Raw genomic sequence first — 13044 nt, 5'->3', positions numbered from 1 at the left:
CCCCGTTCACCCCCCACAGTTCGGCACGCTGACGGTCACTTTCGGATCGTCGACGAGAGGCTGGACCGGCACCCGCGCCGCACCCGGTGCCGTCGGCTCGTTCAGTTCGTATCGCAACTCGACGGTCGCGCCCTTCGGGATGGTGACGGGGACCGTGAAGATCGGGTGCCCCAGCTCTTTTCCTTGAATGGCGAACGACTGCTTGCCGTCGATGGTCGCCTTCGTCAGGGTCGCGCCGTTGGTCGACAGCAGCGACACCATCGCGAGGTTGGTGCCGTACGGCAGGGGCTTGTCCTTGAAAGTGCCTGCGACGATGCGCGGAAACTTCGTATCCGGGGTGTTGTTGGTCAGCCGCACGGTGACGGCGGTCGCACGTGTGTCGCCTGTGCAGTCGCCGGCGGTGTAGTCGATCTCGCGGTCGAGGTAGTAGTCGAGCTTGTTGCCGCCGTTGTTGTTGATCACCACGCCGGCGTAGGGGGCGGGATCTTCGGGCACCGTGTATCCGAGCGTGGTGCCGGCGAGAATTTCCTGCTCTTCCGGATGCGCACTCCACACCGCGATGCGTCGCTCCCCGGCGGCCCGCCCGACCGCGTCGAGCAGTCGCTGCGGTGATTCGATCTTGCCGGTCATCTTTTCGACGACCTTCCCGGCGATGGTCTGCAGGTATTCCTTGCGGTCGGCGTTGTCAGCGGTGTAATTGGCCTCGTCGGTGATGAATCGGGTGTAGGCGGTGGATTCGGTCAGTTCCACGACGTTGCCGGCATCGACGACCTCCCCATCGGGCAGGGTGACCGGGCCGACGGCGGCCAGGACGTAGCTCAGTGCCACAGGATCCGTCGCGATCGCTCCGTCCACCCGCTCACCCGACTCCTGCGCCCACATCGACTGCCAGATCCGGCCCGCGTACGGGAAGTGGGAGCTCAGGTTGCTGTTTCGGATGTCGACCGACGGATTGTAGTTGCCGTACATGCTCTTGTAATCGGGGCCGAGATCGAGAGGTCGCTTGTCGTAGGACACTTCGGTGTTCTTGCCGAGCTTCTCGATGCCCAGTTTTCCGTCGCTGGCCCGGATGACGCTGTAACCGCCGACGAGTCCGCCGGTGGCGCGTGCCTCCGCGTTGGTCTGAAACGCGAGAAAATAGCTCCGCGGTCCGTCGAGGCCCAGCATCGCCGGAAGTACTTTGGCGCCGATCGTCGTGTTCTCCAGAAGTTTTGCCACGTCGTCGGTCTGATTCTGTAGCTCGGTCCGCGCATCGTCCACCAGGCCGAGGTATCCCGCGCCTCGAATGCCCTGCGCCTGGGTTGCCAGGTTCCGCGCTGCAGTCGACGTCTCCTGCAGCGCCGGGGCCGCGTCGCGCAGCGGCTGGAGTTGCACGCTACCGCCTTCGCCGATCAGATCCCGGGGTGACAACGCGACACCGACGTCGACTGCGGGTGTGAGAACGTCACGAGTGAGCCCGACCACGACGTCGGACATCTGTTGCGCCGATTCGAACGGGGCTCCCAGCCCGGGAACGGCCGCCAGGGAACTCCAGGGGACCGAGTGCAGGTTGTCCTGTGCGCCTGCGGCCCGTTCCCGGGCTTCGGCCGCCGCTCGCTGGGCTCCTGCCGTGTCGCCGTCGAGCAGTGAGTCCTTGGCGAGCTGCGCGTTGTCCCGAGCGCCGGTGAGGTTGTGCTGGACCTGCCAGGCCGAGAATCCGAACCATGCGACCACGGCGAAGGCGGCAACGCCCACACCGGTGAGTACCCGCCGTCGAACGGTCCATCGGCGCGGTTCCATCGGTGCCTCAGCGGATGTCGAACCGTCGCTGTGGGAGTTGTTGGGCGACTTCGCGTCCATTCAGGTCTGCTCCTAGCTATCGAGGATAAGGTTTCTGGTCGCGTAGCTGAACTGCCGGTCGCGGGAGGAATGCGCAGGACGACTGCTGGTCGTGTCATGACGACGGTTTCCGCTGCCGCATTCCCGTTTCCAGCGCAGTTCGCAGACCTGCGGCACCTGCCGTATCCTCCTCTGTCCGTGTCTGTTTCCGGCTATCAAAGAGTAAGGGTAAGCGCCGTCATGTTCCTGTTCGGTGGTGGCACGGGCACCCGCCCGACGAGCGCTGCGAACGAGCTGGGACTGCGAGTAGGGTCACCGTAACGATTTCCTCTGCAACACCCATACGTATACGGCCCGCATTCGGGCAGTTCGTCAAAGTTGTAGATCGGGGGACAGATAGTGGGCTCGGGGTTCCCGCGCAAGACTGCAGGTGAAGTGGATTCACGTGCGTTCCCGCTCTCGCATGCCCAAAAGGGACTGTGGTTCGCGCAGCAGTTGGAACCGAACGTCCCCATTCTCGTCGCGCAATATGTCGAGCTTCGCGGGCCTGTGGACGTCGGGGCGTTGAAGTGGGCGTCCGAGCAGGGCTCGTTCGACATCGAGTCACCTGGGGTACGGATCGTCGACTACGCGGGTGAGCCGTACCAGTTGGCCGACGAGACGATCGACGACGAACTCGCCTACGTCGATCTGCGGTCCCGTGAAGATCCGGTGGCGGAGGCGCACCGGTGGATGGACGAGCGGCGACGCCGCCCCATGTCGGTGTACCGGGACCGGCTGATTTCCGCGACACTGCTGCACGTCGGCCGTGACCACTACTTTCTCACCACCTTCGCGCACCACCTGATCCTCGACGGCTACGGCGCCATGGTGCTGATGAATCGCGTGGCCGAGCTCTACACGCACGCAGTCGAGCGAACGGAAGCTCCCGCGTCGAAGGCGCTGCCACTACGCGAACTGTACGAGGCAGAGGATGCGTACCCGCGGTCCCGCCGATTCGAGATCGACCGAGAGTACTGGGCCGAACGAACAGCGAACCTGCCCGAGCCCTCACGTCTGACCGACCGGGGGAGCGCCCCGTCGGCTGTGTCGTTGCTCGCCGGCAAGGTGATGGATCCCGGTGTCGTCGACGACCTGGAAGCGCTCGCTCGAGAGTGGAATTCGTTCGAGGTACCGATCGTGGTCGCGGCGTTCGCCGCATTTCTCGCCCGGATGACGGGCAATTCGGATGTCGTGCTGAGTCTCCCGGTGTCTGCTCGCACCACCGCGGGCGCGCGCCGTTCGGGCGGCAGTGTGGCCAATATCGTTCCGCTCCGGATCGCGGTGGATGCGCACGGGACTACCCACGACCTGGTGCGTCGTGTCCAGTTGGAACTCACCGGTGCGCTGCGACATCAACGCTTCCGGTACGAGGACATCCTCCACGACATGCGGTCGACCTCCCGCGTCGGCCGCGGCTTCGGGCCGATGGTCAACATCATGATGTTCCACACCGAAACGTGGTGGGGTGACGTACTCGGTGAACTGAACGTTCTCACCGCCGGCCCGGTCGACGACCTTGCGGTGGCGATCTATCCGGGTGCCGCCGGTCAGAACGTCCGCGTGGACTTCGAGGGCAACCCGGCGGTGTACGAGCGGAACGAACTGGTGGGACACCACGAGAGATTTCTGGAGTATCTGGGCGGCTTCGTCGGTGCGGACGCCGACGCGGCGGTCGGCAGCCTGCCGCTGCTCACCGACGACGAACTCGAGGCGCTGGCCCCTCTCACCGGCCCTCCCTCGGTGTCTCCGCTCACCCTTCCGGACATGTTCGACCAGACAGCGGATTCCGACACGGTTGCGGTCCGCTGCGGCGATGTCGAGATGACATACCGCGCTCTGCACGAGCGATCGAACCGGCTCGCGCGCAGACTGCTCGCACAGGGTGTGGGTGTCGGCAACCGCGTTGCGTTGATGCTGCCCCGCTCGATCGAACAGGTGGTCGCGGTGTGGGCCGTCGCGCGTTGCGGCGCGGCGTTCGTCCCGGTGGATCCGGGCTACCCGGCCGAACGCATCGCGCACATGATCGACGAATCAGGTGTCACCATCGCTGTCGCAACGGAACCGGAGGTGGTGCCTCCTGGTGTCGAGTGGGTGGATGTGGCCGATGCACCGGGGGACGGCACACCGATCGCCGATGCAGAACTGGCACACCCGATCAGGCTGGACAACGCGGCGTATGTCATCTACACGTCCGGCTCGGTGGGGGCGCCACGCGGTATCACCATGCCTCATCGGGGACTCGCGAATCACGCCGCCGCATTGCGTCGTCTCTACTCGGCAGATTCCCGCTCGCGAGTGCTGATGTGCGCGTCGCCCTCCTATGACGCCTCGATTCACGAGTTGCTGGTCGCGGTCACGGCGGGCGCGACGTTGGTGATCGCGCCGCCGGCGGTGCGCGGAGGGAAAGCGCTGGCCGACCTGCTGCGGCGTGAGCGGATCACCCACTGGACCACCACACCGGCCGTCCCGGCGCAGATGGATCCGGCTGGATTGACCGACCTCGAGGTACTCGCCGTCGCGGGGGAGGTCTGCCCGCCGGACCTGGTGGCGCGGTGGGGCGTCGACCGCACCGTGCTGAACCTGTACGGTCCGACGGAGGTGACTGTGTGGGCCACGGCCACCGAAGCACTCGTCCCCGGTTCCCGCACCACGATCGGGCGACCGATCGAGGGTGTGTCCGCAGTGGTGCTGGACCGTTTCCTGCAGCCGGTGCCGGCCGGAGTGGTGGGCGAGTTGTACCTGTCCGGCCCGGGGGTGGGCCGCGGATACCTGGAGCGGCCGGGTGCGAGCGCGACTCGTTTCGTCGCCAATCCGTTCGCGACCGATCTGCGACGCATGTATCGGACGGGCGATCTCGTCCGGTGGTCGAAGGACCACGAGTTGGAATTCGTGGACCGGGCCGACGATCAGGTGAAGATCCGTGGATTCCGGGTCGAACTGGGTGAGATCACCGCGATCCTCGGCCGGCATCCGGGCGTCGACACGGCCATCGCCGTGGCACACGACCGGCACGGCGAGTTGGTGGTCGACGGTTACGTTCACGGCACCGGACTGGATCCCGACGACGTTCTCGCCGGCGTGGCCGAGCGGCTGCCGGCGTACATGGTGCCCTCGACGGTCACAGTTCTCGATGCGGTGCCGCTCACCCCCAGCGGCAAGGTCGATCGATCCGCGTTGCCGATTCCCGCGCCGTACGAACGCGAGTTACGCTATTGGACAAGGCAGCTCAGGGGTCTGCCGCGTTCTCTGCCGTTGCCGGTGGACCACGAAGTCTCGGTGAACTCCGGGGCGCTCACCGGTGCGGTTCCGTTCACCGTGGATCCCGCACTGTGCCGGGATGTGCACCACCTGGCGGCCCGGCACGACGTCTCGCTCTTCACGGTCGTTCACGCGGCCGTGGCGGTGTTGTTGTCAGTCGTGAGCGGTGAGGACGACCTCGCCGTCGGGGCGGCCCTGTCGGACTGCCCCGACGGACGGGACGGTCGCGATTCCGAGCCTCTGGTGCTGCGCAGCAGACTGGATCCACGCCTGACGTTCGAGGAGTTCCTGGTCGAAACTCACCGCGCCGAGCAGGCGGCACGCGCGCACGGTGCGGTCCCGTTCGCGCAGGTGGTCGATGCTGTCGGGCAGGAGCTTTCGCCGGATCGTCACCCGCTCTTCCAGGTGATGCTGTCGGCGGAAGCAGAACCGGAGCGGGAGTTCGACGGCCTGGATCTGGTGGTATCGCTGCGCGGTCGGGTCGACGGACGCAGCGACGGGATCGAGGGGGTAATGCGTTACGCAGCAACTCGTTTCGAACGAAAGACCGTGGAACAATGGACGCGGCGGCTGCACCGACTCTTCGTGGTGGTCGCCGGGAACCCCGGTGTTGCGTTGAGTTCGATCGACCTGCTGACCCCGAACGAGCGAGCCGGAGCCATCGGTGGACCGAGGGATTCAACGCACCAGGACATGTCGTTGCCCGAGTTGTTCCAGCGTCGAGTGGCCGACCGCCCGGACGCCGCGGCCGTCAGCAGCGGTGGGGAGGTGCTCTCCTATGCCGAGGTCGACCGTCGCTCCGACCGTCTCGCGCGAACGCTGACGGCCTCCGGGATCAGAGAATCAAGCATTGTCGCTGTCGGACTGTCGAATCCGGTCGACACGGTCGTTGCGCACATCGCCGTGCTGCGGGCGGGCGCAACCTGCCTGCCGCTGAGTACCGACCACCCCACCGAACGCATCCGGTACATGCTGGCCGACGTGGTGCCGACACTGCTGCTCATCAGTCGTGCGGATGCGCGGGCGATTCCGCACGGCGGGTACCCGACCGTGCTGCTGGACGATGTCGAGCTGAACAACGATGACGACCGCGACGCCACTGCGTCGGAGTCGGAACCGATTCATCCGGACCGCGTTGCCTATGTGCTCTGCCCCGTGGGCTCGGAGCCGGTCGCGGTGACCCACGCGAATGTGCCGGCATGGTCGGGCAACGACTGCGACGCCATGGTGGCGGACATCTGGAATCCCCTCGTCGAGGGTGGGACGGTGGGGCACGATCGACGGGACCGCGAGCCTGCGCAACCGACCGAGCTGAATGCCGGGTCCCGCATCTACGTGCTGGACCGGGCGTTGCGGCCCGTCCCGCCCGGCACGGTCGGGGAACTGTATGTGGGAGGGCAGCAGGTTGCCCGAGGATTCCACCGTCGGCCCGCGGCCACGGCCGAAAGATTCGTGGCAGACCCGTTCGTGCCCGAGGGTACGGAGGGAACCGGGGGAGTACGGATGTACCGAACCGGGGACCGAGCACGGTATCTCGACGGGCGACTGGAGCGGCTACCGGGGACATCCGGAGACAGCAGCCTCGCCCGGTGGCAGCGCGCGTTGCGCGGCGTCGGGTCGTCGTCGCCGGTGCCGACCGACCGGGTAGTCGGGGGCGCTATGTCCCCGTCGGACTGCGTGCACGAGTTCGCGATCGGCTCCGATCGCCACGAGGCGGCCCTGCGGTTGGCGCGCGAGCAGAGCGTGACGCTGTTCACGGTGTTGCGGGCGACTCTCGCAATCCTGCTCGCACGCATCGGTGTTCACCGCGACATCGTCATCGGCGGCAATGCGGGGTTGACGCGAGATCGGGCCCACATGGTGGCGTTGCGGGCCCGCGTCACCCCGGACATGTCGTTGCTCGAGGTCCTCGAGCAGGTCCGCAGCTTCGATGTTGCGGCTTTCCAGGACGCAGACGTGCCGATCGAGGCCCTGGCCGACCTGCTCGGTGGCGAGCGACCGCAGGTGTCGCTCGCGCTCGCGCCGACCTCGGAGCACGGCACCACTCCGACGCCGTTCGATCTTGCGTTCACATACTCGGAGCGCTGGTCGGACCACGATCCCGTGGGAGTGGACGGTGTCGTCACCTACACGCCGTCGCTGTTCGACGCCGCGACGGTGCGATCGCTGGCCGAATTGTTCGTGGATGTGCTGGCCGTCGTCACCGACCGTCCTGAGATCGACGTGGGCAGCATCGGCCTCGCTGCCGGCGCAGTCCTCGACGGCGGTGAGCCTTCCGAACCGAGAACCCTTTCCGAGATTCTGACCGGCACTGCCCGCGCCTTCCCGGATGCGCCGGCGCTCTCGGACGGTGCCGTGACCCTCACCTACCGTGACCTCGACGCGCGTTCCGATGCGTTGGCGCGGGTCCTGATCGACGCAGGCGCGCGGCCGGGTCGCGTGATCGCGCTCGCCCTGCCGCGGTCGGTGGATTTCGTGATCGCGTTGTGGGCCATCACCAAGACCGGTGCGGCCTTCGTCCCGGTGGACCCGACCCATCCGGCGGAGCGTCTGGAGAGGGTGCTGACCGAGGCCGACGTGGGTGTCGGCGTCGGGGAAATGTCGGTGGGCGGTTCCCGGATCGCGTGGCTGCCGGTCACCGCGGGTGAATATCTGAACGATGTCGCTCCGGTCTATGTTCCGGTGCATCCGGACGAGGTGGCGTACGTCATCTACACGTCGGGTTCTACCGGCACGCCCAAGGGGGTGATGGTGCCGCACCGCGGTGTGTCCTCGCTGACCGAGGAAGCGGTGCGTCGGTATCGGGTCACGTCGGACTCACGGGTGCTCCACGCCTACAACCCCACCTTCGACGCCGCGCTCCTCGAAGCTTTGCTCGCGTTCGGTTCGGGTGCCTGCCTGGTGGTCGCCCCCGCCGAGGTGTATGCGGGACCGGATCTGCACCGCGTGCTCGTGGAACACCAGGTGAGCCACTACCTTTCGACGCCGGCAGTGCTGGCATCCCTGAGCACGGACGGGCTCGACCACATCGACGTCGTCGCGGTCGGCGGTGAAGCTCTGCATCCGGATCTTGCCGCCGCATGGAGCGACGGCAGGCGGATGCTCAATGCGTACGGGCCGACGGAGTCGACCGTCGTCGCGACCCTCGCCGCGGTCGACGGCCACGTGACCATCGGTGGACCGATTTCCGGCACCAGCGGTCGGGTGCTCGACGATCGGTTGCGCCCGGTCCCCGTCGGTGCGATCGGCGAGCTGTATCTGTCCGGTTCCGGGCTGGCGCGCGGCTACGTCGGTGATCCTGGGCGGACCGCGGTGCGATTCGTTGCGGGCGCGGGCGGTACTCGCATGTACCGCACCGGCGACCTGGTGCATCGCCGCGCCGACGACAATCTGCAGTTCATCGCGCGTGTGGACCGGCAGGTGAAGATTCGTGGCGTCCGCATCGAACCGGGGGAGGTCGACGCGGTGATCACCCGGGTCGCCGACGTCGACGGTGCGATCACGGTGGCCCGGCCCAACGCGGCCGGTGCCGACGCGTTGGTGTCGTATGTCGTGCCCCGCGGGTCCCTCGACGTCGAGTTGTTGCGCAAGAGGCTCGAAGACGTGTTGCCGTCGTACCTGGTGCCTGCCGCAGTCGTGGTGCTCGACGCATTTCCTCTCAACCCCTCGGGGAAGATCGACGTGAAGGCGTTGCCGGCGCCGGTACTCGAGTCGAGGGTCTTCCGGGCACCCGTGTCGCCGGTGCAGGACGCCGTCGTCGCCGTCTTCGCCGAGGTGCTCGCGGTGGAACAGGTCGGGCTCGACGACGAATTCTTCGCACTGGGCGGCAACTCGCTGATCGCGACGCAGGCGGCCGCCCGATTGGGTGAGGCGCTGAATGCGCACGTGCCGGTTCGGATGCTGTTCGAGGCGTCGACGGTGGAAGCGCTGGCCGAGCAGGTGTCTTCGGTGGTGGGCACGGGTAACCGCCCGGTCCTGTCGAGGCAGCCTCGACCGGACCGTATTCCCCTGTCTCCGGCGCAGCAACGGATGTGGTTCCTGAGCCGCTTCGACCCGGCATCGCCGGCGTACAACATGCCCCTGGCTGTGCGTTTGACCGGAGACCTGAACGTGCCCGCACTGCAGCAGGCGGTGCACGACGTGCTGGAACGGCACGAATCTCTCCGGACGGTGTTCCCGGAACACGACGGCGAGCCGGTGCAGATCGTGGTGCCCGCGGAAGGCGTGGAGTTGGATCTGTCCCCGACGACCGTGACGGTTGACGCCGTGGACGCTCACGTGTTCTCGGTCGTCGCACGAGGATTCGACGTCTCGGCATCGGTCCCGATTCGTGGGCGACTTCTGCGGGTGAGTGACAACGACCTGATCCTGGTCGTGGTGGTCCATCACATCAGCGCGGACGGCTTCTCCATGGCACCGCTGGCGCGGGATGTGGCGACGGCGTACCTGGCGCGGGCGAGGGGCGACCGTCCCGGGTGGACACCGCTCGAGGTTCAGTACGCCGATTTCGCGCTGTGGCAGCGCGAGGTACTGGGCGATGAAGATGACCCCGAGTCCCTGGCGGCGACGCAGTTCGACTACTGGACGCGCAGACTCGCGGGTATTCCCGAGTTCCTCGAGCTACCGACCGATCGCCCTCGACCCGCGACGCGCACCAATTCGGGTGCCGTCGTCCCCGTGACCATCGGTGCCGACACGCATCGGCGTCTCGGTGATATTGCACAACAACATAATACGACCCTGTTCATGGTGATGCACGCCGCTCTGGCGGTGTTGCTGGCGCGCGTGACGGGAACCTCGGACATCGTGATCGGCACTCCGGTCGCGGGCCGAGGTGAACGGGTGCTCGACGACGTGGTCGGGATGTTCGTCAATACGCTCGTGCTGCGCACCGAGGTGGATCCCGGCGCCTCTCTTCTCGACGTTCTGGAAGAGGTGCGGGAGACCGATCTCGGGGCGATGGCTCACGCGGAGGTTCCGTTCGAGCGGCTGGTCGAGATTCTGAATCCAGCACGTTCGCAATCGTATTCGTCGTTGTTCCAGGTCATGCTTGCGTTTCAGAACCAGGCCGCGGCGGCGCTGGAACTGCCGGGACTGACCATTGCGCCGCTCGAGATCGATGCGCAGGTCACCAAATTCGACCTCGACTTCTCCCTCTCGGACAGCTACGACGAGAACGGTGACCCTGCCGGTGTCTCGGGGACTCTCACCTACTCCACCGAGCTGTTCGATTCGGACACGGCGGATCGGTTCGCATGGGGGTTGGTGCGCGTCGTCGAGGCTTTCGCAACGCAACCGGGTCGTCAGGTCTGCGATCTGTCCCTGCTGACGGACGACGAGACCGTCCAGATGCTGGACACGTGGAATTCGACGGACGTGGAGCTGCGCGCAGCGACACTGGTCGATCTTCTCGATGCCCGGGTGGCCCGCGCCTCGGGTGCTGTTGCCGTCGTCTTCGAGGGCGAGTCGTTGACGTACGGCGAACTGGACCTACGTGTCAACCGCCTGGCGAGGCTGCTCGTCGAGCGCGGAGTAGGACCGGATTCCCTTGTCGCGCTTGCGTTCGAGCGTTCGCCGGACATGATCGTCGGAATGTGCGCCGTCCTCCGGGCCGGCGGCGGCTACGTGCCTCTCGACCCCGACCACCCGGCAGAGCGTATCGAGGACGTGCTGAGCTCCGCCGCTGCGGATCTGGTGTTGACCACGTCGTGGACCCGGGCGTCCTTGCCTGCGGGTATCGCACACGTCGACATCGACACCGTCGATCTGTCCGGGTTCGGTTCGCACCCGATCTGCGATGCCGACCGGGTGCGCCCGCTGCGGCCGCAGAACACCGCCTACGTTCTCTTCACGTCGGGATCGACGGGACGCCCCAAGGGCGTGACCGTCAGCCACGCCGCAATCGTGAATCAGCTGCGCTGGCTCGCCGAGGAGTACGAAGTCACCGCCGACGACCGCGGAGTGCTCAAGGCTCCGTACACATTCGATGTCTCGGTGTGGGAGGTCTTCCTGCCCCTGATCGTGGGTGCCCAACTGGTGGTGACGCGGCCCGGCGGGCATCACGACCTCGACTACCTGGCGACCGTCATCCGCGAGCACCGGATCACCATGATGCATTTCGTGCCGTCGGTACTGGCCGCATTCCTCGCGATGGGTGAGGGGGAGGCCCTGTCCTCGCTACGACACCTCTATGTGGGCGGTGAGGAGATGTCGTCCGAGCTCGCGGAGGACGTGATCGCGCTCCGTCCGGGCGCATTCCACAATACGTATGGTCCCACCGAGGCGGCGATCACCACGACAGCCTTCCGGCTGGGCAAATCCGTGGATACGCGCGTGCCGATCGGTGCGCCGGTGTGGAACACCCGGGCCTACGTGCTGGATGCACGGCTGAATCCGGTTCCCGTGGGTGTGGCCGGAGAGCTCTATCTCGGCGGCGACCAACTCGCCCGCGGCTATGTGGGACGCAGCGAGCTCACCGCGGAACGATTCGTGGCCGACCCGTTCGGCCGGCACGGGGAACGCCTGTACCGCACAGGTGATCTCGTCAAGTGGACCCGAACGGGTCAGCTGGTGTATCTGGGCCGAACCGACCTCCAGGTCAAGCTGCGTGGCCTGCGAATCGAACTGCGGGAGATCGAGTCGGTGCTGGAGGCGGCGGCGGGGGTGTCCCAAGCCGCGGTGGCGCTGATCTCGGACGAGCGTGGAGGCGACCGCCTCGTCGGTTACGTCGCGGCCGAGCGCGGCCGGAGTATCGATACTCACGATCTGACGGCGTCTGCTCGAGAACGGCTACCCGCGTACATGGTGCCGTCGCAGATCATGATTCTGGACGAGCTGCCCTTGGCGTCGGCCGGGAAGCTCGATAGGCGTGCGCTTCCGACGCCGCGGTTCGAACCACGGGCGTTCCGCGCCCCGGTGACGGACACCGAGGTTGCGGTGGCCACCGCATTCTCGGAGCTGCTGGGTGTCGAGAGGGTGGGTGCGGACGACAACTTCTTCGAACTGGGTGGCAACTCTCTGATGGCGGTGCGTGTGGTGAGTGCCCTCGAGGCGTCCACGGGTGTGGCGGTTCCGTTGCAGATGGTGATGACGGATCCGACCCCGAGTTCGATCGCGGAACGGCTGAGTTCGGCCGATCGACAACGTGACGGGGCGCTCGACGTGCTCTTCCCCATCAGGACGGCAGGGGAGGGGCGGCCGCTGTTCTGCATCCACCCGATCGTGGGGCTCGCCTGGTGCTACACGGGTCTGACGTCCAGGATCGATCCCGATCGGCCGATCTACGGCCTTCAGTCGCCGTCGGTTACCGGCGACGCCACGCTGCCGGCGTCGATCGACGACCTGGCCGCGCGGTACGTGGAGGAGATCCGCAGGATCCAGACTCGCGGGCCGTACGAACTGCTGGGTTGGTCGCTCGGCGGAGTCCTCGCGCATGCGGTCGCGGTGCAACTCCAGGCAGCGGGTGCAGAGGTCGCGACCCTCGTGATGCTCGACAGCTACGCGCATCAACCGGACCCGAGGGCCACCGAGATGCCGGTGAGCGTGAGCGACCTGCTGGCGGGAATCGGCGTCGAGGGGGACGTGCCGGCGGCCGTCGCAGACATGACACCCGAATCGGCGGTGGACCTACTGGCGGCGACGGGCAACCCCACGGCCGTTCTCAGCCGCGACCAACTCCACAGGCTGATCGAGAGTGCCGCACACAACTGCGCGCTGCTCGATCGCCACACCCCCGGTGTCTTCCGGGGCGACGTCGCGTTCTTCACCGCCGGGCGCGACGATCCCTCGGGTTCGGCGGCGGCAGTGAGTTGGGAGCCCTATGTGGCGGGCGCCGTCCGGAACCGCCTCGTCGACAGTGCGCACTGGCACATGACGTCACCGCGCGTGCTGCGCGTGGTGGGGGCGGCATTGAGAGGCGATTAGCCG

General features: G+C 66.8%; 2 protein-coding genes. One reads left to right on the top strand and one right to left on the bottom strand.

Annotation, left to right across the window (positions count from 1 at the left end; genetic code table 11):
• Positions 1–6: 6 nt before the first annotated feature.
• Complete coding sequence (locus DTA22_RS06520) at positions 7–1839, bottom strand: DUF4012 domain-containing protein (RefSeq protein WP_112298917.1); 1833 nt, start codon at positions 1837–1839, stop codon at positions 7–9.
• Positions 1840–2253: 414 nt separating this feature from the next.
• On the opposite strand from DTA22_RS06520, the gene DTA22_RS06515 reads away from it, so the two are divergent.
• Positions 2254–13041 carry an amino acid adenylation domain-containing protein gene (locus DTA22_RS06515; RefSeq protein ID WP_112298916.1) on the top strand — a complete coding sequence of 3596 codons (10788 nt, stop codon included), beginning with the start codon at positions 2254–2256 and terminating at the stop codon, positions 13039–13041.
• Positions 13042–13044: the final 3 nt, after the last annotated feature.

This window comes from Rhodococcus wratislaviensis (genome assembly GCF_900455735.1).
Lineage (GTDB): Bacteria > Actinomycetota > Actinomycetes > Mycobacteriales > Mycobacteriaceae > Rhodococcus_F > Rhodococcus_F wratislaviensis.
This window is presented reverse-complemented; position numbering and strand designations above follow the sequence as displayed.